The sequence below is a fragment of the Streptomyces nidicola genome, from assembly GCF_050106155.1.
GTDB lineage: Bacteria > Actinomycetota > Actinomycetes > Streptomycetales > Streptomycetaceae > Streptomyces.
The window spans coordinates 1483228-1507171 of record NZ_JBNBPI010000001.1 but is presented as its reverse complement, the minus strand read 5'-3'; the positions used below and the strand labels follow the sequence as shown (position 1 = coordinate 1507171).

General features: G+C 68.6%; 19 protein-coding genes. 12 read left to right on the top strand and 7 right to left on the bottom strand.

What is annotated here, in order from left to right; translation table 11 throughout:
- The 3 genes from ACOKM3_RS07120 to ACOKM3_RS07110 are packed head-to-tail and all read left to right on the top strand — an operon-like array spanning position 1 to position 4843.
- A complete protein-coding gene (locus ACOKM3_RS07120; RefSeq protein WP_426898063.1) occupies positions 1-1086 on the top strand; it encodes a hypothetical protein in 1086 nt (361 codons plus the stop codon).
- A gap of 29 nt (positions 1087-1115) precedes the next feature.
- The gene (locus tag ACOKM3_RS07115) at positions 1116-1727 is read left to right on the top strand and encodes a hypothetical protein (RefSeq protein ID WP_426898061.1); all 612 of its coding nucleotides are present in this window, start codon (positions 1116-1118) and stop codon (positions 1725-1727) included.
- The gene (locus ACOKM3_RS07110) at positions 1724-4843 is read left to right on the top strand and encodes a helicase HerA domain-containing protein (RefSeq protein WP_426898059.1); all 3120 of its coding nucleotides are present in this window, start codon (positions 1724-1726) and stop codon (positions 4841-4843) included. Before ACOKM3_RS07115 ends, ACOKM3_RS07110 begins: the two co-directional genes overlap by 4 nt.
- Before the next feature lie 280 nt (positions 4844-5123).
- On the opposite strand, the gene ACOKM3_RS07105 is transcribed toward ACOKM3_RS07110, so the two are convergent.
- The 5 genes from ACOKM3_RS07105 to ACOKM3_RS07085 form a co-directional block, all read right to left on the bottom strand.
- Positions 5124-5567, bottom strand: coding sequence for a nuclear transport factor 2 family protein (locus tag ACOKM3_RS07105; protein ID WP_426898057.1), 444 nt, complete (start codon positions 5565-5567; stop codon positions 5124-5126).
- 890 nt (positions 5568-6457) lie between these two features.
- On the bottom strand, positions 6458-7795 hold the full coding sequence (gene sucB / locus ACOKM3_RS07100) for a 2-oxoglutarate dehydrogenase, E2 component, dihydrolipoamide succinyltransferase (RefSeq protein WP_426898056.1): 1338 nt from the start codon (positions 7793-7795) through the stop codon (positions 6458-6460).
- 5 nt (positions 7796-7800) lie between these two features.
- Complete coding sequence (aceE, locus tag ACOKM3_RS07095; protein ID WP_426898054.1) at positions 7801-10455, bottom strand: pyruvate dehydrogenase (acetyl-transferring), homodimeric type; 2655 nt, start codon at positions 10453-10455, stop codon at positions 7801-7803.
- Between the two features lie 287 nt (positions 10456-10742).
- Positions 10743-11429, bottom strand: coding sequence for a DsbA family oxidoreductase (locus ACOKM3_RS07090; protein ID WP_426898053.1), 687 nt, complete (start codon positions 11427-11429; stop codon positions 10743-10745).
- A gap of 80 nt (positions 11430-11509) precedes the next feature.
- The gene (locus ACOKM3_RS07085) at positions 11510-12178 is read right to left on the bottom strand and encodes a GntR family transcriptional regulator (protein ID WP_426898051.1); all 669 of its coding nucleotides are present in this window, start codon (positions 12176-12178) and stop codon (positions 11510-11512) included.
- Between the two features lie 257 nt (positions 12179-12435).
- Between ACOKM3_RS07085 and ACOKM3_RS07080 the strand changes: the two genes are divergently transcribed.
- The 5 genes from ACOKM3_RS07080 to ACOKM3_RS07060 are packed head-to-tail and all read left to right on the top strand — an operon-like array spanning position 12436 to position 16034.
- Positions 12436-13590, top strand: a complete 1155-nt coding sequence (locus ACOKM3_RS07080; RefSeq protein WP_426898049.1) for a pyridoxal phosphate-dependent aminotransferase — start codon at positions 12436-12438, stop codon at positions 13588-13590.
- Between the two features lies 1 nt (position 13591).
- Positions 13592-14083: a DUF6190 family protein gene (locus tag ACOKM3_RS07075; protein ID WP_426906723.1), complete on the top strand. Its 492-nt coding sequence runs from the start codon at positions 13592-13594 to the stop codon at positions 14081-14083.
- A complete protein-coding gene (locus ACOKM3_RS07070) occupies positions 14070-14894 on the top strand; it encodes a dihydrodipicolinate synthase family protein (RefSeq protein ID WP_426898047.1) in 825 nt (274 codons plus the stop codon). The genes ACOKM3_RS07075 and ACOKM3_RS07070 overlap by 14 nt, the downstream gene beginning before the upstream one ends.
- Before the next feature lie 28 nt (positions 14895-14922).
- Positions 14923-15771 (top strand): iron-containing redox enzyme family protein, encoded by an 849-nt coding sequence (locus ACOKM3_RS07065; protein WP_426898045.1) that lies wholly within the window; start codon positions 14923-14925, stop codon positions 15769-15771.
- Positions 15768-16034: a Rieske (2Fe-2S) protein gene (locus ACOKM3_RS07060; RefSeq protein ID WP_426898043.1), complete on the top strand. Its 267-nt coding sequence runs from the start codon at positions 15768-15770 to the stop codon at positions 16032-16034. The genes ACOKM3_RS07065 and ACOKM3_RS07060 overlap by 4 nt, the downstream gene beginning before the upstream one ends.
- Positions 16035-16453: 419 nt before the next feature.
- On the opposite strand, the gene ACOKM3_RS07055 is transcribed toward ACOKM3_RS07060, so the two are convergent.
- Positions 16454-16750, bottom strand: a complete 297-nt coding sequence (locus ACOKM3_RS07055; protein ID WP_426898041.1) for a hypothetical protein — start codon at positions 16748-16750, stop codon at positions 16454-16456.
- 515 nt (positions 16751-17265) lie between these two features.
- Here ACOKM3_RS07055 and ACOKM3_RS07050 point away from each other — a divergent pair.
- The 4 genes from ACOKM3_RS07050 to ACOKM3_RS07035 all read left to right on the top strand — a co-directional run bounded on the left by ACOKM3_RS07050 (position 17266) and on the right by ACOKM3_RS07035 (position 22445).
- Complete coding sequence (locus tag ACOKM3_RS07050; RefSeq protein WP_426898039.1) at positions 17266-18471, top strand: esterase/lipase family protein; 1206 nt, start codon at positions 17266-17268, stop codon at positions 18469-18471.
- 248 nt (positions 18472-18719) lie between these two features.
- Complete coding sequence (locus ACOKM3_RS07045; protein WP_426898037.1) at positions 18720-19295, top strand: 2Fe-2S iron-sulfur cluster-binding protein; 576 nt, start codon at positions 18720-18722, stop codon at positions 19293-19295.
- Complete coding sequence (locus ACOKM3_RS07040) at positions 19292-20284, top strand: FAD binding domain-containing protein (RefSeq protein WP_426898035.1); 993 nt, start codon at positions 19292-19294, stop codon at positions 20282-20284. The genes ACOKM3_RS07045 and ACOKM3_RS07040 overlap by 4 nt, the downstream gene beginning before the upstream one ends.
- A 49-nt stretch (positions 20285-20333) precedes the next feature.
- Positions 20334-22445, top strand: coding sequence for a xanthine dehydrogenase family protein molybdopterin-binding subunit (locus tag ACOKM3_RS07035; RefSeq protein ID WP_426898033.1), 2112 nt, complete (start codon positions 20334-20336; stop codon positions 22443-22445).
- 15 nt (positions 22446-22460) lie between these two features.
- On the opposite strand, the gene ACOKM3_RS07030 is transcribed toward ACOKM3_RS07035, so the two are convergent.
- Complete coding sequence (locus ACOKM3_RS07030; RefSeq protein ID WP_426898032.1) at positions 22461-23768, bottom strand: phospholipase D-like domain-containing protein; 1308 nt, start codon at positions 23766-23768, stop codon at positions 22461-22463.
- Positions 23769-23944 lie beyond the last annotated feature (176 nt).

The window sequence follows — 23944 nt, the reverse complement described above, 5'->3', positions numbered from 1 at the left end:
ATGACGATTCCGCTGAAGGTCGACGACATCGCCAGCTATCTGGCGGATACGGGTTGGGAGCGGGATCCACGAGGCTGGCGCGGAGCGAGCGTCTGGCAACATCCGGGCGACTACGAGGTGTTGGTACCCGCTCGCGACGGCATGGGCGACAGCGACCGCCGAGTACGGGAGATCCTGCGCAGTCTGTGCGCGCTGGAGGACAGGCCGGTGGGCGACATCGCCCTGGAGATCGCCAGACCGCAGCTGGACAAGCAGTCCTTCCGCACGTTTCCCGACGGCCACGACCCGGGCTACACCTCGCTGCTCCTGGGTACGCAGACGGTTCTGGGGGTCCGCAATCTCCTGACGACGGCAGCGCGCACCGTCGTGCAGGGTCCGCACTTCGCTTTCGCCGGCCGGCAACCGGCGGCGGTGGGCGACCTCTTGCGCACAGCCGAACTCGGCCCCTCCCGTGCCGGGAGCTACATCGTCGAGATCCGGGTGGCGGCGGACGCGATGGCCCAAGCCCCGAGCGGGGAGCAGGTCACCGGGCGGGCCGTGCTGGTCCAGATGCTCGAGGCGGTGAGCGCGGCCCAGGCGGCAGTAGCGGCGGACGCGCCCGCGGCCTTCGACGAGACCGTCACGGCCGGCGTCTCCGCGGATCTGTGCAAGGCGCTCAGTGAGCTCTCCGGCCACGACCGGAACGAGCCCTTCGAGATCGGCTTCCGGTGGGCGCGCTCGCAGCCACTCGATGTGCCGTCACACGTCGTCGCGTTCCCGGAGACCTCCGGATCACTTCTGCGCGCCGCGTCCCTGCGGCTTCGCGGCCTCAACGCCACCGGTGCCGCCACGGTCTCCGGTGTGGTCGAGGGGCTGCACGACGACTCCTCAGGCATCGACCGGTGGCGGATCAAGGTCCGCGGTGAGCTGCGCACCGAGCACGCCGAACTGGTCGGGAAGGTCGTCTGGGTGCGGCTCCCGGACCAGGCCTCGTATGACCGTGCGATCACCGCGCATCGGGAACGGCAGGTGATCACCGTCGTGGGCGAGTTGTCCAGCACGACCGGCCGGGTGGAACTGGTGCCCGGGCGGGGGTTCGACATCTGACCGGATTTCGGCTCATCGAGGAGGGGTCTGTGCCGACGGAGTTGACTGTACGGGATCATGCATCGCTGTTCGCCCTGATGGTGGTCGCACGGCCGGTGACCAACCGTGAACTGCGCGAACTCGCCGGTCTGGAGATCACCGCGGCGGTGCGACGGCGAGTGAACCAGGATGCCGAGCGGATCGTGACCAGGAAGCCTGGTGCGGTCAACACACACCGGCTCACGCCCGCGGGCCGGACCTGGTGCGAGTCCGCTCTGGTGGCCGGACGCCCGGACGGAGCGAAGTTTCCGGCCGGAGTGCTCTATGCGGTGCTGGACAACATCGGCCAGTACTTGGCCCGCTCCGGCACCAAGTTCGGCGAGTTCTTCCAGCCCGACGTCGAGGACTGGATCCGCGCGGTCTACGCGGAACTCACCGTCCGCCGGAAGCCGGGCAGTTGGGTCAGGCTGTCGGCGCTGCGCCCATGGCTCGACGACCTGCCGCGAGGGGCCGTCGACGCGGAACTCGACCGGATGATCGAGCAGAACGACGTACAGCTGATGGGCGAACTCAACCAGCGCACGCTCAGCGACGAGGACCGCGGAGCCGCCGTCGACATCGGCGGCGAACCCCGCCACCTGCTGCGGATCGGACCGGCGTGAACGGGGAACTCGCGGCCCTGGAGAAGCTGTACATCAACACCGCGCTGACCCAGGACGAGATCTGGACACCGGTGACCTCTTACCACGTCGACGGCCTTCATCCCGAGGTGTTCCGGCGGTTGGGGAGGGCGATGAGCGCCGTCGAGCGCGCCCACTCGCCGGTCGCGACCGTGGTGCGTGGCGAGAGCGGCTCGGGCAAGACGCATCTGCTCGGCTGGACCCGCCACGAGATCCAGGAGCGTGGCGGCTCCTTCTTCTACATCAAGCTCGTCACCGGCCGGAACTTCTGGGAGAGCGCCGCCGACAGCCTCGTCGACAGTCTCTACCGGGAGGACGAGGGCGGCCAGGAACAACTGATTCGCCTGCTCGACAAGCTGTCGCGCCAGGCTCGCCTCGACACGGACACCCATGCCGCCGTCATTGGCCAACGCGAGCTGACGCGCGCCCATGTCGATGCGTTCGTCCGGGGGATCCGGACCATCGACCGACAGGTGGGCAACGAGGCCGCGGACACGGCCCGCGCGCTGACGCTCGTAGCCTCCACCGGTGATCCCGTGGAGGTCGGCAGGGCCTATTTCGCGCTCAACGACGACGACGGGGACAAGCGCGCCGCCTGGGGGATGTCGCCGGGCGGGCGACCGGCTCAACGCGTCCTCCGTGATCTGACGCGCCTGTTCGCCCTGGTCGGACCACTGGTGTTCGCCTTCGACCAGCTCGACACCCTGGTCTCCGCGGCGGATACGTCGTCGTTGACGTCGCCCGCTTCCGGCGAGGGGCGGGCCGCGAAGCGGCTGAGCAGTGAGATCGCCACCGGCCTGATGGAACTGCGGGAGGAAGCCCGCCGGACCCTGATGGTCGTGGCCTGCCACGAGGACACCTGGGAACAGATATCCCGGACGGCGGTCCGGTCCGCCTTGGACCGGTTCGAGGTGCTGCCGACGCTCGGCGCGATTCCCGACGAGGCCACCGCCGCCGCCATCGTCAGCAGCCGCTTTCGGCCCTACTACGAGTCGGTGGGGTTCACTCCGCGGTATCCCACCTGGCCGGTCACCTCGGCGGCGCTGGCCGAAGCCCCACACCGTTACACCGCACGGCGGCTGCTCATCCGGGTCCAGAAGCACATCGAGGCGTGTCTGCAGACCGGCACGGTGGCCGAACTGACCTCCCTGGCAGGCGCAGAGCCCATGGCGGCCGCACCGCCCGCACCGGCGAGGGCCGTCAACCTGAGCACCGTGACGGAGTCCTTCGACAAGCTCCGTGCCGAGGCGGACGACCTCGGGCCGCTCGACCCCAAGACCGAGGACGGGTCGATGCCCGCTCTGCTGGGGGCGGGGCTGCGGAGTCTGGTCAGAGAACTCGGTGCCGACGAGACGCGGTTCTCCATCGAGACCGACTTCGGCCGCAAGGCGGCGTTGCACGCCCGGTTGCGCTATGTCGTGGACGAGGCCAGCGAGAACGAGTTCCACTGGTCCTTCCGGGCGATCGCCGCGAACAACGCCATCGCCGCCCAGAGCCGGATCCGTAACGCGGCGGTGGAGGCCGGACTGACGGCCGACCTGGCGAGCCGCCGGCTGATCCTGCTGCGGAACATGCCGTACCCGAGCGGCCCCAGGACCAAGGACATCAAGGACGACTTCGCGGCGCGCGGCGGGGTGTCCTTACCGATCGGCGCCGCCGACCTCCGGACCCTGGCCGCCCTCCGGGCCATGCTCGACGACCACGCGTCGGGCCTGGACGAATGGCTGCGACAGGAGCACCCCGCGTCCCGCATCGAGGTCTTCGCGCCCGTGCTGCGGGACTTACGGCAGCATCTCGGCATCGCGGCCACCACGGAAGCCAACTCCGGGGCGGCGGTGGACGCAGCGAGCGTACCGGAGGTCGCCGAGCCCGCTCGTACCGAAATCGTCGTCGGAACCACGGTCCGGGGCGGCCGCTCGTTCGCGGTACCCATGGAACGGCTCCGGATGCACACCGCGGTGGTGGGCGCGTCGGGATCGGGCAAGACGGTCCTGATCAAGCGACTTGTGGAGCAATGCGCTCTGCGCGGCGTCTCGGCGATCGTGCTGGATCCGAACCAGGACCTCGCACGGCTCGGCGACCCCTGGTCGCGCCCGCCGAAGGGTTGGACGGACGACCATGAGCGCGAGGCCCGACGCTATTTCGCGGATGTCGAAGTGGTGGTGTGGACACCCGGCCTGAACCGGGGACGTCCGCTCTCCTTCTATCCGCTTCCCGACTTCGGTCCCGTTCTCGACGACGAGGACGACTTCCCCCGTCTGGTGAGGTCGACCGTGACCTCACTCGCGCCACACGCCGGTATACGCGGCAGCAGTGCGCGCGCGACGCAGCAGCTGGGGGTCCTCAAACGTGCCCTCGAGCGGTACGCGCGCGACGGCGGCAAGACCCTGGCCGGTTTCGTCGACCTGCTCGCCGAGCCTCCGAACGACATCGTGAACAGCAGGACCAGTCGCTTCGCGGTTCAGATGGCGGACACGCTGGAAGCCGCGATGGAGACCGACCCGCTGTTCGGGGAGTCCGGCGCGCCCGCCGACCCCGGCATGCTCCTGATCCCGTCGCCGGGAAAGGCCGCCCGTATCTCCGTAATCAGCTTCGTCGGCTTGTCCGGCGACGGGCCGGCCCAATTCGTCAGCCGCCTCCAGGCGACCTTGTTCTCCTGGTTCAGGGCACACCCGGTCGGCGACCGCCCCCTGGGCGGGCTGCTGGTGATGGACGAGGCACAGAACTTCGTGCCCTCCGGTGCCTCGAAACCGAGTACGGAGAGCACGGTCGAACTCATCAGCCAGGTACGCAAGTACGGACTCGGGATAGTCCTCGCCTCACAGCTCCCCAAGGGGATCCACAACCAGGCGCTGGGCAACACCGTGAACCAGTTCATCGGCCGACTCACAGGACCCGTCCACATCGAGGCGGTCACGGCCATGGCTCAGGCGCGGAACGCGGTCCTCGACAACCCCGCCGGTCTCGATGCCGGCATGTTCAACGCCGCGAGCGAGGGGACCGGATTCAGCAAGATCGAGGTGCCGCTCTGTCTCAGCCACCACGATGTGCCGCTCACGGAGGACGAGATCGTCGAGCGAGCCCGCCGGGGTACCTGAGCGGTCGTGAGGTGGTGAGCGCATCCTGCTCCGTGCCGAGACCCTGGCCGCCCTGCACTGGTGTGTCCGTGCTGAAGATCGTGACCTGCGCTGGCGGGGTCTTGTGGGTCCGCATGGTCTCTCTTGAGACGGTCGAGTGCGGCATCAACCGTAGTCACAAGGCACCGGGCGGTGGCCACCCGCTACCCGAAGCTCGCCGTCCGCTACGAGGCAACCATCCTGGTCGCTGCCATCAATGAGTGGCTGTGACCAGCATCTTCGCTACCGGTATGCCAGCTGTTTACTGGCTCTCCGACTCGAACGCCTGGGCAACGGCAAGGCTGTCCTCGTAGACATGGTGCCGGGTCACGAGGTCATCTTCGACGGTGAGGTGCCAGGCGAACCGCGCGCGATACGCACGTCCGGTCCGCCTGGCGGTCTGACGGATCTCGCCGAGCACGACCGCCTCGTTGCCATCGATGAGGATGCGCTCGACCTCGGTGGCCACGTGTTCCGGGATGTGGCATTCGGCAAGCTCGCGGTAGTGGGAGGCCGCGTCGGCTCGGGTTGACCGATGACGGATCCACGGCGTGGCGGTGCGGCCGTGCTCGGCCTCCGGCCAGTCCAGCTTCCAATCGACCTGCTCCGCATACAGCTCGGAGATGCGCTCGGGATCGCCCTGACCGATCCTGCGCAGCAGTTCCTCAACCACGGTGCGCGTGTTCGCAGGTGCGGCTATCGACATGGCAAGCCTCTCCCCTCCTGGTCCGCGTCCTTTCGACGCGGAGAGATCACCGACCTTGCCGGCGCAAGCCAGCCGAAGCGATTACCTCTGAAGTAAAGCAGGCCCATCGCCAAGATCAACTTTCGATACACGCACGGGCGCGGCCCTCGAGATGCGCCACCGGTGCCCGAATGTCCGGACGCCACCCAGGAGTTGTTCCAAACAAGGCTGCGGGTCTACCCCCACGATGCGATGGAGTTCTCCATTGCACGGGTCGGCCAGGGACCGATTCCGAACAGCGCACAGAGCGAACCGGCTCTTCGTCATCCACGGCTACGCGGCCACTTCCTTTGCCGCTATCGCCACGGACGCCGCGGCCGACCGTCTTCGCCGCGTTTGGCTCCAAGGCCGCATTGCTTCGTGAGGTGGTGGGTCAGGCACTGGCGGGTGACAACGAGCCCGTGCCGGTGGCCGAGCGCCCCTGGTTCCGGCCCGCACGGGAGGGCGGACTCCACAGGCGGGGCCTGAGCGCCTATGCCGAGGTCTGCCGTATCGTCGGCGGGCGCGCCGAGGAGGTACCGGGCTGCGCGGGCTTGAAACGAGCGTGCCGTGGACGTGGTGTGTGTTCAATAATCCTTCCCGCCACCGGTCCCTGGGCCAGGCGTGTGGCTGGAGTGAGCAGGAGTGCACCGCCTGGATCGCCGACCAGATGGGCCACGGCCTCGGCGACTCGTGGCGCGGTGGCCGTACTCCGGCCACCACGACGCACGAGCGACTGCGGCTGGCGCCCTGGTTGGACAGTCCGCATTCATGATGCCGTCTCGCGACCGCGCGGTCAGCGAACGGTCAAGTCATGCCGCACATCCTTTCGCCGCAGTCTCATCCCCGTGAACGTATGTGGTCACGGCACTTCACAGACCGAGTTCGGCGGTGAACTCGCCGGCCTCGAGGATCTGCTTGACCGTGGTCAGGTAGCGGGCGGCGTCCGCGCCGTCCACCAGACGGTGGTCGTAGGAGAGCGTCACGTAGGTCATGTCACGGACGGCGATGGTGTCGCCGAGCTCCGGGTCGGAGATGACGACGGGGCGCTTGACCGTGGCGCCGATGCCCAGGATGGCGACCTGGTTCGGCGGGACGATGACGGTGTCGAAGAGGGCGCCGCGCGATCCCGTGTTGGAGATCGTGAAGGTCGCGCCGGACAGGTCGTCCGGGGCGATCTTGTTGGTGCGGACCTTGTCGGCCAGCTCGGCGGTCTTCTTGGCGATGCCCGCGATGTTGAGGTCACCGGCGCCCTTGATGACCGGGGTCATCAGGCCCTTCTCCGAGTCGACGGCGATGCCGACGTTCTCGGAGTCGAAGTAGGTGATGGTGCCCTCGTCGTAGTTCAGGCGGGCGTTGATGACCGGGTGGGCCTTCAGTGCCTGGACGGCGGCCTTGACGAAGAACGGCATCGGGGAGAGCTTGACGCCCTCGCGGGCGGCGAAGCCGTTCTTGGCCTTGTTGCGCAGCTTCATCAGCTTGGTGATGTCGACCTCGATGACCGAGGACAGCTGGGCCTGCTCCTGCAGCGCCTTGTGCATGTTGTCCGCGATGGCCTTGCGGATGCGCGGCAGCTTGACCGTCTGACCGCGGAGGGGAGAGGCCTCCAGGGTCGGGGCGGACTTGGAGGCAGCGGCGGCCGGTGCGGCGGCGGCCGGGGCCTGCGCCTTGGCGGCCTCGGCGGCGGCGGTGACGTCCTGCTTGCGGATGCGGCCGCCGACGCCGGTGCCCTTGACGGTGGACAGGTCGACGCCGTGCTCGGAGGCGAGCTTGCGCACCAGCGGGGTCACGTAGGCGCCCTCGTCGGCCGGGGTGACCGGCGCGGCGGGGGTGGCCGGAGCGGCCGGGGCGACCGGGGCCGGGGCGGCGGGAGCCGCGGGGGCGGCCGGGGCCGGAGCCGGAGCCGGAGCGGGCTCGGGAGCCGAGGCCGGAGCGGCGGCCGGAGCGGCCGGGGCCGGGGTCTCGGCGGCGGCCGGGGCACCGATGACGGCGAGCTTGGCGCCGACCTCGGCGGTCTCGTCCTCGGCGACGGTGATCTCCAGGAGAACGCCGGCGACGGGGGAGGGGATCTCGGTGTCGACCTTGTCGGTGGAGACCTCGAGCAGCGGCTCGTCCTCCGCGACCTCCTCGCCGACCTCCTTGAGCCAGCGGGTGACGGTGCCCTCGGTGACCGACTCGCCCAGCGCAGGCAGGATGACAGCATTCGGCATGATGGTTACTCCTTTCCCGTCAGGCCGTAGCGCGTGATGGCCAGTTCGGGCAGTCCGGGCTTGATGTCGCCGCGGGCGGCGAGAGTGCGCAGTACGTGGACGACGATGGACTCGGCGTCGACACCGAAGTGGCGCCGGGCGTTGGCGCGGTTGTCGGAGAGGCCGAAGCCGTCGGTGCCGATCGAGGTCCACTGCTGGGGCACCCACGGGGCGATCTGATCGGGCACCGCGCGCATCCAGTCCGACACCGCGACGACCGGGCCCGGGGCGTCGGCGAGGGCCTCGGTGACATACGGGACCCGGTCCTGGCCCTCGGCCTCCATCGCCTCGCGGCGCAGCAGCGTCCAGGACGGTGCCGACCACACGTCGGCCGCGACGCCCCAGTCCTCGGCCAGCAGTTCCTGCGCCTCGAGGATCCAGTGGATCGCCGTGCCGGAGGCGAGGAGTTGGACGCGCGGGGCGTCGCAGTCCGCGTCGGTGGCGGCGCGGTAGCGGTACAGGCCGCGCAGGATGCCCTCCTCGACGTCCGCGCCTTCGGGCATCGGCGGCTGGAGCTTGGTCTCGTTGTAGACGGTGAGGTAGTAGAAGACGTCCTCGGCCTCCTCCCCGTACATGCGGCGCAGACCGTCCCGGACGATGACACCGACCTCGTAGGCGAAGGCCGGGTCGTACGGAAGACAGGCCGGGTTGGTCGAGGCGATCAAGTGCGAGTGGCCGTCGGCGTGTTGCAGGCCCTCGCCGGTCATCGTGGTGCGTCCGGCGGTGGCGCCGATGACGAAGCCACGGCCCAACTGGTCGGCCAGCGCCCAGAACTGATCGGCCGTCCGCTGCCAGCCGAACATCGAGTAGAAGATGTAGAAGGGGATGAGCGGCTCGCCGTGCGTCGCGTACGAAGTCGCGGCGGCGGTGAAGGAGGCCAGTGAACCGGCTTCTGTGATGCCCTCGTTGAGGATCTGGCCGCTGATCGACTCCTTGTAGTAGAGGAGTTGGTCGCGGTCCACGGGCTCGTACGTCTGGCCCTTGGGGGAGTAGATCCCGGCGGAGGGGAACAGGGACTCCATGCCGAAGGTGCGGGCCTCGTCGGGGACGACGGGCACCCAGCGCGGGCCGGTCTCCTTGTCCCGCATCAGGTCCTTGACCAGCCGGACGAACGCCATCGTCGTGGCGATCTCCTGGCCGCCCGAGCCCTTGGCCAGCATCTCGAACGGCTTGGCGGGCGGGGCCGGGAGCGGGCGGGCCGCGACGCGGCGCGCGGGCGCAGGGCCGCCGAGGGCGCGACGGCGCTCGTGGAGGTAGGCGATCTCGTTGGAGTCGGCGCCGGGGTGTGCGTACGGGACCAGGTCCTCGCCGAGCCGGGAGTCCGGGATGGGCAGCTCCAACAGGTCGCGCATGGCGCGGAATTCCTTGCCGGAGAGCTTCTTCATCTGGTGGTTGGCGTTGCGCGACTCGAAGCCGGGGCCGAGCGTCCAGCCCTTGACCGTCTGGACGAGAACGACGGTCGGTGCGCCCTTGTGGTCGACGGCCGCACGGTACGCGGCGTGGATCTTGCGGGGCTCGTGGCCGCCGCGCGAGGTGCCCACGATCCGGGCGAGGTCCTCGTCGGAGTACGGGCGGGCGAGACCGGCGAGCGGACCCGCGAAAAGGCGTTCGCGGATGTACGCGCCGTCGCGCGCGGCGAACGTCTGCAACTGCCCGTCGGGCAGCGTGTCGAGGGCGTCGAGAAGCTGCCCGTCGGTGTCGGAGGCGAGCAGGCCGTCCCACTCCACGCCCCACGGCACCTTGACCACGTTCCAGCCCGCCGCGCGGAACTGCGCCTCCAGCTCCTGCACGATCTTGAAGTTGCCGCGCACCGGGCCGTCCAGGCGCTGCAGGTTGCAGTTGACGACGAAGGTGAGGTTGTCCAACTCCTCGCGAGCGGCGAGGTTCAGCGCGGCCGTCGCCTCCGGCTCGTCCATCTCGCCGTCGCCGAGGAACGCCCACACGTGGCTGTTGCTGGTGTCCTTGATGCCGCGGTGGTGCAGGTAGCGGTTGAAGCGGGCCTGGTAGATGGCCGACAGAGGGCCGAGTCCCATCGACACGGTCGGGAACTCCCACAGCCACGGCAGGCGCCGCGGGTGCGGGTACGAGGGCAGGCCACCTCCGCCCGCCTCCATCCGGAACCGGTCCAACTCACCTTCGTTCAGGCGGCCTTCGAGGAACGCGCGGGCGTAGACACCGGGGGAGGCGTGCCCCTGGACGTAGAGCTGGTCGCCGCTGCCGTCGGCGTCCTTGCCCTTGAAGAAGTGCTGGAAGCCGACCTCGTAGAGCCAGGCCGCGGAGGCGTAGGTGGCCATATGGCCGCCGAGGCCGCCGCGTTCGTTCCCGCGGGTGACCATCGCGGCGGCGTTCCACCGGTTCCACGCGGTGATCCGCGTTTCCATCGCCTCGTCACCCGGGTAGGTGGGCTCGTCGCCGGTGGGAATGCTGTTCACGTACGGAGTGGTGAGCGGGGGCGGCAGTGGCACGCCTGCCTGCCGTGCGTGGTCGAGGACGCGATGCAGGAGCCGGCCGGTGCGGCGTGGGCCGACGGCGCCCAACGCGCCGTCCACGGAGGCCAGCCACTCGGCGACCTCCTGCGGATCGGGTTCCGGCAGTTGGTCCAGTTGATGGCTCGGAGACATGGGAATCGCCTTTCTGTGACACGACCGACCCGCGCATGGTGAACGCTGTCGGACGGGAGACGGTAGGAGCGCCCGTGATGACGGGCGTTCGGCCGCGGCGTCCGGTCAGATGTCTTGCGTGACCGGACGCCGCGGCCTCCCGGTGACCGGCCCTGTGGGTGAAGCCGGTCGATTGCGGCGACGAACTCAACATTCCGCATGTTGGAAGATCGATTTCTCATTACAGAAACTACGTGCCGTCAGATGGGCGGGTCAACGACTACTGGGCAGTAATTTTCAATGATCGATCATTTTTGAGTGGGAGATGCTGGCTGTTCGGCCAGCTCTGCGGCGGTGTGCAGGATCGTCTCCCAGGCCCCCGGATCGTCCTTGGTGACTTCCGGGAAGCCCGTGCCGTAGGCGCCGTGCCAGGTCGCCTCGACGCCAGGATTGGCCCAGTCGGAGCCGTCGGACAGGAAGATGTGCGGGCTGCAGTGCACGTCGTGGCGGCGGGCGCACTCGTAGTCGTGCGTCACCAGGCGGCGGGCGCGGCCGTCGTCCAGTCCTTCGGCGATCGCGCCGACATCGACACCGCCGGTTTCGCGGGCGACGGCCAGGACCTCCGAGCGTGCGCCGATGGGGCGGCTGTGTGCCCAGAAGGCCTGCCGCAGCGCCAGATCGAGTGCTTCCGAGGAGGCGGGTCCCTGATCCTTGGCCAACTGGACCGCCTCCAGCGCGAACAGTGATGTGGAGGGGAACTTCCAGTCGGCGGACCGCCACATCTGCCAGCCGGCCTCGGGGGCGATCCGTGCGATTCCGCCGACTTCGGAGTCCGTACCTCGGCGCGGACTCGGGCCGTCGTTGAACAGTTCCAGGGGGAAGGCCCGGTGGTCGATGCGGAGTCGATCCGTCAGGCCCAGTCGCTCGCGCGTGTGGTGCAGGCGGTGCACGGCGACATGCGCGAACGAGCACCAGATGTCCGAGAAGACCGTCAAAGTCCCCGGTGGTGTCGTAGTGCGGGGGTCCTTGCTCCGGAGGCTCAAGTCTTGCTGTTCTGTGCTGCGTTGAAGTGGCATCAGGTGCTCCTCGATTCGTTGGCGTAGTCCATGATGTGCAGTTCCATCAGCCGTCCGAGGTGGGTGTCGCCGCGACGCAGGCCGGCGACGATTTCCTCGTGGTCCTCGGCGTTGTCGTGGAGTTCGGTGCGCAGCCAGCGCAGCGACAGCCGCGTCCAGGCCTCGACCCCGAGCCAGTCCCAGTGCCTGATCAGGACGGGATTTCCGCAGGCGTACACGATGGCGCGGTGGAACGCCACGCCGTGCAATGCCTGTTCATCGGTGTCGCCGTCGACCGCGGCCCGGCGCATCGCGAGCAGGTGTCGTTCGAGCACGGTGACGTTCCCGACCATTCGTGGCGCCGCGAGCATGACCGCGCGGCGTTCCAGGGATGCGCGTACCAGGTATACATCCCGCAGCTGGTCCAGTGTGAGCTCCCGGACCCGAACTCCCTTGTTCGGTACGGATGTCACCAGCTCCATGGTCTCCAGTTCACGCAGTGCCTCGCGCACCGGCGCCTGGCTGACGCCGAGCTCCAGTGCGACCCGGCGCTCGACGATGCGGTCGCCCGGTTCCCACCGGCCGGCCACCAATCCCTCCAGGACGAAACGGCGCACCCGCTCGTGCAGGGGGACCCGCTCGAGCGGACCGCCGCGCCCCTGGGGCACGGCGGGTTGCGGTACAGGCATGGCAACTCTCGTTTCTCTCAACCCATTTGAGCAATGATCGATCATCAGCTACCGTACTCGACACGACGAACCGCCCCCGCAGGCAGAACCCTTGCCGTTGCGTGTGGACCGGGTGTGGGCCCGGATCCTGCGTTCTGTCGATTTCTCACCAGCGCCGTGGCGCGCTTTCCCCGACAGCCCTTCGCCGACCGGTCCCCGGGCGCCTGCCCAGTTCAGGCCTCACCGGGCCGCCGGAACAGCCATGCCCAAGGAGCGTCATGACCGAGCAGCTGCTCGACCTCACCCAGCACGAGATCCAGGCCTTGCAGACCCGCTTCAACCTCGCGGACGCCCACACCCACCAGGAGCAGTCCCGGACACAGCGCGACATCGTCGCGGCGCTGCCGGAACTCTGGTACGAGGCGGAGCGATCGCGTCAGATCGATCTGGAGAACAAGTTCAAGGAGGCGTTCTTCCGCCTCCACAAACAGCACAGCGTCCGGGCCGACACCACCATGCTGTCCTACGCCGCGTCGATCTCCACTCTGGTCGCCGGCATGTACCTCAGTCGGCACGACATATCCGTGTCTCTGGTGGAACCGTGCTTCGACAACCTGCCCGACGTGCTGAAGAACGTCGGAGTCCACCCGAAGCCCGTCCCCGAGAGCGCGCTGCACGACGTGGACCACATCTACGACGAGCTGACCCGGCATGTGAAGACCGATGCCCTCTTCCTCGTCGACCCGAACAACCCGACAGGGTTCACACTCCTTCAGCACGGCCGCAAGGGATTCGAGGAGGTGGTCCGCTACTGCGTGGACCACGACAAGCTCTTCGTCGTCGACCTGTGCTTCGCCGCCTTCGCGCTGGCCGATCCCCGCTTCGACCGGTTCGACCTCTACGAACTGCTCGACGGCTCCGGCGTGCGCTACATCGCCCTTGAGGACACCGGCAAGACCTGGCCGCTCCAGGACGCCAAGTGCGCCATGCTCACCTGCAGCGCAGACCTCTACGACGAGGTCTACAACATCCACACCAGCGTCCTCCTGGACGTGTCCCCGTTCATCCTGAACTTCCTGACCCGCTACGTCGAAGACTCCATCGCCGACAACATGCAGTCCGTGCGCGACATCGTCACGGAGAACCGTGAAACCGCGCAGAAGGTGCTGGAGGGAAGCCTTCTCGAGCACATCGAACCGGCCGTCAACGTCAGCGTCGCCTGGTTCCGCATCACGGACGAGCGGATCACGGCGACCGAGCTCCAGCGCGTCCTGTCCGAGCACGAGGTCTACGTGCTGCCGGGCACCTACTTCTTCTGGGACACCCCGGAGAACGGCGAGCGCTACGTGCGCATGGCGCTCGCCCGCGACAGCGCGGAGTTCACCGAGTCCGTGGTCACGCTGCGCAAGGCGGTGGATTCGTTTGGCGGCTGAGATGTATATCGACGCGTCTTTGTTCATGGGCATGCACGCGGCGGTTCCCGGGACCCGGCAAGCCTGTGCATCCTTCTTCGCCGAGCATCTGCGCGACCGCGTGTGGATGACGTACGAGGAAGTCGGCCGCTGCGACGACGTCGTCTGGGCGCTCCCCAGGGATACGCAAGACGCCTACTACCCGTTCATGGACGTCCTCCACAGCACCATGCCGGTCAAGCGTGTCCCGTACACGGAGGATGCCTGGAAGACCGCGGCCGACCTCCCCGGCCGGGGCGTGCTGTCCCTGCGGGAAAGGCTGCTCATGGCCACGGTGATCGCGTCGGACAGCCGGCTCGTCACCGTGAACCCGAGGCTGCTGAACCTCGCGGACCAGGGGCTCCCCGTCGCTGCCCCGGAGAACAGCGACGGCCGGCACGGCGCGTTCCCGGAGCCACTCGCAGGCCTGTACCGCACGTCACTCGCCCTGGAGATCGACCATGCCCGCATCTGACATGTCGGAGAACATCACCCGACTGCGCTCCCTCACCGGCATCGTCGTCCCGCTCGTCACGCCCGTCGATGAGAACGGCAAGGTGGACGAGGGAAGCGTCGCCCGGCTGCTGGAGAGTCTGCACGGCTCGGTGTCAGGTTTCATGCCCGCACTGAGTTCTGGAGAGGGCTGGAAGCTCTCGCTGGCCCAGTGGATGGACATGGTCCGCTACACGGTGCGCCACGCCAGGGGGCTGCCCGTCCTGGCCGGCGCCGAGCTCGGATACGCCCCGCTGATCGCCGGCCGCGCGGAGTTGGCCGCCTCGCTCGGAGCCGACGCCATCGTGGTGCCTCCTCCTTTCCGTACGTCCGACGGGACGCATCACGACATCGTCGAGCACTTTCGCGCCATCGCACAGGAAAGCGACCTGCCCCTCTTCGCCTACTGCGAGAACGTCGTGTCGCAGTGGCCGCTCGACGCCAAAGAGCTCGTGGACGTTTGCCGACTGCCAGGCGTGGTCGGCGTCAAGGAGTCCAGCGGCGACGAGGAGTTCACCCGGAGAGTGATGTCCCACGGCATCGACGTGCCCGTGTTCCAGGGCTGGGAACACCTGATCACCAAGACCCCCGGAACGGCCGGCTTCATCGGATCCCTGGCGAACCTCGAGCCACAGGCCTGCCTGGACGCGCTCGCCGAACCGACTCCGGACCGGCAGCGCGTGATCGATGAGCTCAGCCACCGGTACGGACTGGCCGCGGACGACTGGTACGTCCACCTCAAGAAGGAACTCGTCGCCCGCGACATCCTCAGCACCGACCGCCCTGTCGACTGACGTACCGCGGCCACCAGGAGGAAACCTCATGACCACAGTGCTCGACGGCGACCGCCGACTCGGCGCGCAGGCACGGTTGTTCACACTCAACCGATCCATCCCCACCCCGGACGAACTGCGCGAGCTCATCACTCTGGAAGACGAGCAGATCGCGCAACGGGCGGCCCGTATCGAAGCCACGGCTCCGGCCATGGCCGGTCGCACGGATCTGATGCGGCTGATCAAGGAACGACTCGCCCTCGAAGAAGCCGAGCCGCCCGCATGCGAGAGAGTCATGGCAGAGGAGCTCACCCGCAACCAGTTCCGGGAAGTCGTCGCACAGTTCGCCGTGGACGGACTCACGGAATCCGAGTCCTTCCTGCCGATCGTCTGGCGACTCCCCAGGAAGTCCAAGATGGCCATCTTCCGGGTCCTGGTCGATGAGTTCGGCTGCGGAAACCTGGATCAGGCTCACTTCAACATCTACCGGGAACTCGCCGGAGAGCTGGGGCTGTCCCAGGACGAGCGGGATTATTTGCACACCACCAACCCGGAGACGTTCGACTACGTCAACATGTTCTTCTGGGCAGCGGCAAGGGCGCCACGCCCCGAGTACTTCCTCGGCTGCCTGTGCTACCTCGAGACCAGCATCCTGTACGCCTTCAAGTGCTTCGCCGACGGCGCACGGCGCCTCGGACTGGAAGGCGCGCGCTACTACACCGAACACCTGCACATCGACCACTTCCACGCGCGAGAACTACAGAACGCGATCCGGGAATTCGACAACGAAGCCGACCTGCAGCCCACCAAGGTCTGGACCGGCTTCATGCTCGCCAGCGAAATACTGGGCGCAGCGACCGAAGCGGCGGTCGCCTCGGCCAAGCAGGTTGCCCCGTGAAGGACTCACCGGACGTCGCCATAGACCAGATCGACGATGACAGGCTGCGCGTGACCGTCGGTGACAAGCAGTACGACATAGAGGCCTACTGCCCTCACCGACGCGGCCACCTCGCACACGGGTACGTGAACGCGCGTGCACTGCGCATCACTTGCCCACTGCACCATTCCAGCTACAGCTTGGAGACGGGGGAGCCGACAGGCGGGCCGAGCGGACGCCCTCTGTGTGTTCGACAGGTCGACGATCCCCGAGTACCTGAGTAACTCAGCTCTGATAGCCCGCGCTGACCAAGTCTGACGCCATCCCGCCGCGTGCGAGGGGGGACGAAGGGCAGGCAGCGGGAGGCAGTGCCGCAGCACGGATTCCACGTGCTGCGGCACACCTACGCCTCGCTCATGCTGGAGTCGGGACGAGGTCACGCAGGGACGTGGAGCGGGCACGAGCACCTCTTTACGGTTTCGGAGGAGGCGCTGGACCTGCGTTTCGGTCCTGGTGCTGCCCGGCGAGTTCGACGTGAGCCCGCTCTCATGAACAAAGGCAAGGAGCTGATGGACAGCGTCAGGTGCTGAACGGACCCTGACAGCAAGCCAGTCCGGGTTTGCGTCTGGGGAGCCTCCAAGCAGGTGTCGTCGAACTCGATGTAGTGGGTGACCTCTGTCTTCGCCAGTGTCAATCGAAGCACTTACGCCGTTGGATCAGGCACGTAGCTGGCATCTTCGGCGGGGAAGTCGTCGGGGAAGACTTCGCTGAGCAGTTCACCGCGCAGCACGCGCAACAGGTATCCCTCGATGGGGCCTTCGTAGAGGTCGTATTCCTGGCCGCGGCTGATCACGGTCAGTACGGACCAGTTCTGCGGATCGGGGTGGGGGACGAGGAGGCACAGGTCGGCGTTGTCGGTGCCGCCCCAGCGGATGAGCCGGTCCGGCGAGGAGCCGCGTTCCTCGAGGAGGTGCTGGATGTGGGGTCGCGTCGCGCGCATCGTCTCGCGCCCGGCGAGGAGCTCGCGCCGCCGAATGCGTCGAAGAATGCCCGGACGCCGGGCGGGATGGTGACGTTCAGTGCCTCTTCCGCCGCGTGCCAGTCGTTGTGGACCGATTCGGCCGTGCCGTACGCGCGGTGCGCGGCCAGCTGCTCAAGGTCGTTCACTGGTTACCGGCTGGTTGATGGTCGTCTGATTGATGTCGAGCCCGTGTCCCGTGGCTCGTACGTGGATGCCGGTGGGGATGAGGTCGTCGGGGTGGGCGGTCGTAGATGGTCTCGATGTTCGTCTCAGCGCGGCCATCGCCGCCCAGTGCGCGGACCAGCAGGCGCCCTCGTGTGTGTCCGGCGGCTGCACCCTTGCAACCTGGCGGCAGGCCATTGAGCGATGAGTCATCAAATATCTTGCTTTCCGGCCAAATTGACGACGCCCTCTCGTCGCCCATTGTCTTCCGGCACGGCGGGACTACTTTCACCCGTGGAAGCACCATCCACGGTGAACGGAAGGGGTTCCACATGTCCGGATTCGCTGTCCACCCCCTCGGTGCGACGCAAGCCCCCACGGAACCACGCGGCGGAATCCGCGTACCCGAGGCGACGTGGCAGCTCGACGGCGGCTGGGGCTGGGTGTACTTCGCCCAGGGACACGACGCCATCCAGCAGCCGATCATCCTCTCGGACGGCTTCCACCCGGGTGAGTCCGACCGCAACGCGCTCTACCTGGGGTTCAACGACCCGAACGGCTACCCGCTGATCAACGAGCTGAACCAGCGGGGCTACGACGTCGTCATCCTCGGCTACCAGGACTGCACCGCCTCGATCTACGACAACGCCAGGACGGCGACCACCGCGATCATGCGGGCGAACGCCGAGAACCTCACCGACACACCACTGGTCGTCGGGGGCTTCAGCATGGGCGGACTGATCCTTCGCTACGCGCTGCTGCGCCTCGAATTGATGAGGATGGACCACCGGGTCTCGGTCTACTTCTCCTTCGACACCCCGCACTCGGGCGCCTGGATCCCGGTCAGCCTGCAGTCCTTCGCGTACTACATCCAGCCCCTGTACTCCGGGCTGGCCGACATGATCGACAGCCCCGCCGCCCGGCAGATGCTGTGGCGGCACAAGACGAACCTGGCCGCCGAACCCGTCGAGCACCCGGACCGCACGGAGTTCGTGGCGCAGTTGAAGCGGATGGGCGACTGGCCGATGCGCCCCATGAAGATCGGCGTGGCGAACGGCCGCGGCGACGGCCGGGGCAACGGCAATCCGCCTGGCAGGGCCGCGTTCAAAGTCACCGGCGGGCTGTACATCGGCACCGAGCTGTATCTGCAGCCCAGCGGGGAGGCGGAAACCGTCGCCAAGCTCTGCAGGCTGCTCGGCTTCCCGGTCTACAAGCGCACTTCCGGTTATCCCGAGCTCGACAGCGCCGCGGGCGGCACCCTCGACTCGTTCGGTATCGCCGCCGAGACACTGAATGCCCTCGTCGGGCAGTCCGCCGAGGCGCCGTATCCGACCATCACCTTTGTGCCCAGTATCAGCGCCCTCGCCGTCGACGGCGCCGACATCGGCAAGCAGCAGGACCTCGATCTGAACATCGACCAGCTCGGCGAGGACCGCTTCCCCTTCGACGTCTGCAAGACGTCGCCCGACAACACCGGACACACCGAGATCACCCGCGATCTCTGCGCGTGGCTCGTCGACCAGCTACCGGCCAAGTAGCCACCGCACACTCCTCGCCGGTGCGGGCCCGCCTGCAGCACGGTGCCGCGCCCCTTCGCCCCCGGCCCAGCCGGTCCGCCGAGGCACGTGCCCAACATGCCAGAGACCGTGCGAGCCCCACGGACGGGCCGGGGTCCCACGCACGGCCCGTCCTCCGCGTGCCGGAGTGTGTGTTCTGGCCCAGGCTGGATACGCGGGGTCGCAGACCGGACCCCGCTTCGGACGTCGGACGAGGGAGCAGAGCGCCCATGGCAACCGGTGCCTTCCACTCGGCAGTGTCACTGACCGTGAACGGCAAGGGCTGCGATCTCACGGTCGACCATCGCGCCACCTTGCTGGACGTCCTGCGCGAGCGACTGGATCTGACTGGCGCGAAGAAGGGGTGCGACCACGGTCAGTGCGGCGCCTGCACCGTGCTCGTCGATGGGCGCCGCGCCAACAGCTGCCTGCTGCTGGCCGTGGCCCACGAGGGATGTGACATCACCACTGTCGAAGGTCTGCGCGCCGACGACGGTGGTGGTGGCTCCGAGGGTCAGGGCGGGGGCGACGGCGGGGAAGGGCACCTGCACCCGCTCCAGCGCGCCTTCCTCGCCCGGGACGCCTTCCAATGCGGCTACTGCACACCCGGCCAGCTCTGCTCGGCCGTCGGTGCCATCGCCGAGGCCGCGGCGGGCCACCCCTCGTACGCGACGGATCCGGGCGCGGAGCCGGGCGACCCCGTGGCGCTGAGCAGGGACGAGATCCGCGAGCGACTCAGTGGCAATCTGTGCCGCTGCGGGGCCTATCCGCACATCGTCGAGGCCGTCGAGGACGTGACCCGATGAAGGCCTTCCAGTACGTACGCGCCCACAGCGTCGACGAGGCGACCGCGGCCCACGCGAGTCACCCCGGCTCCCGCTACCTGGGCGGTGGCACCAACCTCGTCGACCTGATGAAGCTGGGGGTGGAGACACCCGGAATGCTGGTCGACGTCAGCGGGCTGCCGTTGGACGCGGTCGAGGAGCTCGCCGACGGATCCGTGCGCGTCGGAGCGACCGTCCGCAACAGCGACCTCGCCGCCCACCCCTTGGTGCGCACCCGCTATCCCGTGCTGTCGCAGGCACTGCTCGCGGGGGCCTCGGGGCAGCTGCGCAACATCGCCACGACCGGCGGCAACCTCCTGCAGCGCACCCGCTGCCCCTACTTCCAAGACCTGGGCAAACCCTGCAACAAACGCGAGCCCGGCACCGGCTGCGGGGCCCGCGACGGCGTCCACCGCGACCACGCGGTCCTGGGGCACTCGCCGCAGTGCATCGCCACCCACCCCTCGGACATGGCGGTCGCGCTCGCCGCACTCGACGCCCAGGTGGAGCTGCACGGCGCGGCAGGCCGGCGCACGGTGCCCGCGGCCGGGTTCCACCGGCTGCCCGGTGACCGTCCGGACCTGGACACCGAGATCGCGCCCGGGGAACTCGTCACCGGCGTCCTGCTCCCGGCCGCCACCGCCGGGCTGCCCTCCGCCTACCGCAAGGCGCGCGACCGCGCCTCGTACGCCTTCGCGCTCGCCTCGGTGGCCGTTGCCCTGAGGGTGGAGGACGCCGTGGTGCGCGAGGTCCGCATCGCGTTCGGCGGTCTGGCGCACCGCCCCTGGCGGGCCCTGCGCGCCGAGGAGGCACTGACGGGCGAGGCCGCGGACGACGAGGCGTATCAGCGGGCCGTCGACGCGGAACTCGCGGCCGCCGAACCGCTGCGCGACAACGCGTTCAAGGTGCGCCTCGCCCGCAATCTGGCGTGCGACATGCTGCGCCGCCTGACACCGCCCGCACGTTCCTGACCGACATCCCAGGCGGCCTCACCACACCTGCTCTCCAGGGAGAAGAACCATGCCGGACACCACCAGCGCTCTCGGGTCGCCTGCCGCGCGCAGGGAAGGCCCGGCCAAGGTGACCGGGGCCGCCCGTTACGCGGCCGAACACACCCCCGAGGGTTGTGCCTACGCCTGGCCGGTGCCGGCCGGCGTGGCGCGGGGTGAGGTCACCGCTGTCGACGACACGGCGGCGCGGGCGCTGCCCGGTGTCGTCACGGTCCTCACCCACCTCAACGCGCCGCGCCTGGCCGAGCCGGACGACGCGACGCTCAAGGTGCTCCAGAACGCCCGGGTCCCGCACCGCGGCTGGTTCGTCGCCCTCGTCATCGCCGACAGCCTGGAAGCGGCACGCGAAGGAGCCGCCGCCGTCCGTGTCACCTACGCCGAGGAACCCCACGACGTCACCCTGACCGCCGACCACCGCGACGCCTACGTTCCCGAGGACACCGACGGCACCTCGGGCGAGCACACACGCGGCGACGCCGACGTCGCGTACGCCCGCGCGGAGGCCCAAGTCGACGTCACCTACCGGGTGCCGCCGCTGCACAACCACCCGATGGAACCGCACGCGGCAACCGCCCACTGGGAGGACGACCGGCTCACCGTGTACGACTCCAGCCAGGGCGCCAGCACGGTACGCGACGTCCTGGCCGGCCTGTTCGAGCTGCCGAAGGGCCAGGTGACGGTCGTCTCCGAACACGTCGGCGGCGGCTTCGGCTCCAAGGGCACACCACGGCCGCACGTGGTGCTCGCCGCCATGGCGTCCCGCGCCACCGGGCGACCGGTCAAACTCGTCCTGCACCGGCGGGAGTTGGCGGCCGTCGTCGGCCACCGCTCGCCGACGGTGCAACGGGTACGGCTCGCGGCGGAGGCCGACGGCACACTCACCTCCGTGGTTCACGAGGTGACCTCGCACACCTCCCGTATCAAGGAGTTCGTCGAGACGGCGGCCGCCGTCACCCGCGTCATGTACCCCTCGCCGCACGCCCGCACCACCCACCGGGTGCTCCCGCTCGATGTGCCCAGCCCTTCCTGGATGCGCGCACCGGGGGAGGCGCCGGGCATGTACGCCCTGGAGTCGGCGATGGACGAACTCGCGGAAACCCTCGGCATCGACCCCGTCGAACTGCGGCTGCGCAACGACACCCAGCGTGAACCCGACAGTTCCCGCCCCTTCAGCAGCCGCCACCTCGCCGAGTGCCTGCGAGAGGGAGCCCGCCGCTTCGACTGGTCCGCACGCGACCCGCGCCCCCGCTCCCGCGCCGAGGGACCCGTCCTGGTCGGCTCCGGCGTGGCCGCGGCGACGTACCCCGTGAACGTGGCGCCGTCGCGCGCGAGCGCCCACGCCGCCGCGGACGGCAGCTTCGTCGTCCGGGTCAACGCCACCGACATCGGGACCGGCGCGCGTACCGTCTTGGCCCAGGTCGCCGCCGACGCACTCGGCGTCCCGGTGGACCGCGTGCGTACCGAAGTCGGCAACAGCGACCTCCCCACCGCCCCGCTCGCGGGCGGCTCCTCCGGCACGGCGTCCTGGGGCTGGGCCGTCCACGAGGCCTGTACGCGACTGGCGGCTGACCTCGCCGACCGCAAGGGGCAGCTTCCCTCGTCCGGGCGCGACGGGCTCGATGGGCTCTGTGCCACGGCCGACACGGCGGGCCGCGCCGACGCCGACAGCGCCTACGCGCGCCACGCCTTCGGCGCACACTTCGCCGAGGTCGGTGTCGACACGGTGACCGGCGAGGTCCGCGTGCGGCGCCTGCTCGGTGTCTACGCGGCGGGCCGCATCCTCAACTCCCGTACCGCACGCTCCCAGTTCATCGGTGGGATGACGATGGGCCTGGGGATGGCCCTCACCGAGGGCAGCACGCTGGACCCCGCCTTCGGTGACTTCGTGGAACGCGACCTCGCCGCCTACCACGTACCGGCGCACGCCGACGTGCCCGCGATCGAGGCGCACTGGATCGAGGAGGACGACCCCCACCTCAACCCCATGGGCAGCAAGGGCATCGGCGAGATCGGCATCGTCGGAACGGCCGCCGCCATCGGCAACGCCGTGCACCACGCGACCGGCGTCCGGCAGCGTGAACTGCCGATCACGCCGGACCGGGTGCTGGCGGGCGGCGGCTGAGGCGCCTACTCCCGCCTACTCCTCGACCTGCTCAGGGTCGATCGGGATCTCGGGTGCCGTGTTCTCGGCGCGCTTCTCGGCGGTCAACTCCCGTGCCACGGTCCCACAGCAGCGGTTGAACTGGTTCTGCCAGTCCGTCTTGAACATGTCGTAGCTGGACTGGCCGACCAGCTTCAGGTCCGACTCGTCGTTGTGCCAGACGCCGTTGCTCGTCCAGTTCGAGGAGCCGACGAACACGACTCTGGCGTTGGACGAGCTCGCGTAACCGCCGCTGACCATCATGTACTTGTCGTGCGTGTAGTGCAGGGCGTTACCGTTCGCGTCGATGCCGCGGGAGGTGTCGTGCACCTCGATGTTCGCCCGGTCCTTCAGGTAGTCCTCCACGCTGCCGTCAACCTGACCGGCGGTGAAGAGTATTCGTATCTTGACGCCGGTCTTCCCCAGGCTCACCAGCTTCTTCGGCAGCTCCAGATAGTTCCGGTCGCCCGGGTCCCCGTGAGAAGTCCACTGGAACATGGCGATGTTGATCGTGGCCGGCGCCTTGACGTTGTTCAGGAAGTCGACCCAAGTGTCGCTCTTGGAGCGCGCCTTGGGCCACTGGTACGAGGGCGGGGACAGTGTCGTCCTGGCGTCCGTGCCGCTGGTGGTGTTGTAGTAGTCGGGCACCAACGGGCCCGGCCCATTCAGCGCCCCCTTGGCCATGGCTGTGAAGTAGCGGACGTAGGAGTTGTACAGGTCGACGTTGCCCTTGACGGTGGCGCCACTGTTCCACGCGGTTCTGGCCTGGGCGGAGGTGGGGTTGGCGCTGCTGACGGTCACGGTCCTGTTCGCGTCGCTGCCGCCGCTGAGCATGTAGTACTTCGCGTGCAGGGCGGAGCCGGCGTAGTGGGTCAGGCAGCCGCCCGGACACAGCGCGGCGAAGCTGGAGGCGCGCGGGTCGTTGCCCAACTCGGCGACCATCGACTGCCAGACCGCATTGTCGCTGTGAGAGTCCATCAGCGCCTTGACGATCACGCCGCGTTGGTGCGCGGCGATCAGGGCGTTGGCGAACTCCGGGCCCGGGTGCGTGCTGCCGATCGAGTACATGGCGACGCGTATGGTCTGCCCGCAACTGGCGCTGTTGATCGACTCGATGATCGGGCCCATGATGTTCATCTGGGCGTCGGGGTCCTCGGGGTCGCTGAACTGCGGGCCCGGTCTTGAGGTGAACGTCCGGGACTCGCAAGTGAGCGGAGTCTTGGCCTTCTTGACCGCCGCGTGCGCCGTTGTGGGCGACAGTGCGGTGATGGCCAGCGCGGTGAGCAACGTGAGCGTGCGCTTCATGGAGGGGCCTTTCGCAGGGTGGTTGACGATGACGAGTCGGGTATTGCTGTGCTGATCGACGAATGAATCGACGAATGAATCGACGAATGAATCGACCAATGAGTGTTCGCCGAGGTGGGCCTGGTGGCCGACGTCGCGGTACGGGCCCGCCCGGCAGTCCGGTGTGACGGAGGTGC

Coding starts and splice junctions, on each gene's coding strand:
- ACOKM3_RS07120 (WP_426898063.1), top strand. CDS start 1: ATGACGATTCCGCTGAAGGTCGACGACATCGCCAGCTATCTGGCGGAT.
- ACOKM3_RS07105 (WP_426898057.1), bottom strand. CDS start 5,567: ATGTCGATAGCCGCACCTGCGAACACGCGCACCGTGGTTGAGGAACTG.
- sucB (WP_426898056.1), bottom strand. CDS start 7,795: ATGCCGAATGCTGTCATCCTGCCTGCGCTGGGCGAGTCGGTCACCGAG.
- aceE (WP_426898054.1), bottom strand. CDS start 10,455: ATGTCTCCGAGCCATCAACTGGACCAACTGCCGGAACCCGATCCGCAG.
- ACOKM3_RS07085 (WP_426898051.1), bottom strand. CDS start 12,178: ATGCCTGTACCGCAACCCGCCGTGCCCCAGGGGCGCGGCGGTCCGCTC.
- ACOKM3_RS07080 (WP_426898049.1), top strand. CDS start 12,436: ATGACCGAGCAGCTGCTCGACCTCACCCAGCACGAGATCCAGGCCTTG.
- ACOKM3_RS07075 (WP_426906723.1), top strand. CDS start 13,592: ATGTATATCGACGCGTCTTTGTTCATGGGCATGCACGCGGCGGTTCCC.
- ACOKM3_RS07070 (WP_426898047.1), top strand. CDS start 14,070: ATGCCCGCATCTGACATGTCGGAGAACATCACCCGACTGCGCTCCCTC.
- ACOKM3_RS07065 (WP_426898045.1), top strand. CDS start 14,923: ATGACCACAGTGCTCGACGGCGACCGCCGACTCGGCGCGCAGGCACGG.
- ACOKM3_RS07055 (WP_426898041.1), bottom strand. CDS start 16,750: ATGCGCGCGACGCGACCCCACATCCAGCACCTCCTCGAGGAACGCGGC.
- ACOKM3_RS07050 (WP_426898039.1), top strand. CDS start 17,266: ATGTCCGGATTCGCTGTCCACCCCCTCGGTGCGACGCAAGCCCCCACG.
- ACOKM3_RS07045 (WP_426898037.1), top strand. CDS start 18,720: ATGGCAACCGGTGCCTTCCACTCGGCAGTGTCACTGACCGTGAACGGC.
- ACOKM3_RS07040 (WP_426898035.1), top strand. CDS start 19,292: ATGAAGGCCTTCCAGTACGTACGCGCCCACAGCGTCGACGAGGCGACC.
- ACOKM3_RS07035 (WP_426898033.1), top strand. CDS start 20,334: ATGCCGGACACCACCAGCGCTCTCGGGTCGCCTGCCGCGCGCAGGGAA.
- ACOKM3_RS07030 (WP_426898032.1), bottom strand. CDS start 23,768: ATGAAGCGCACGCTCACGTTGCTCACCGCGCTGGCCATCACCGCACTG.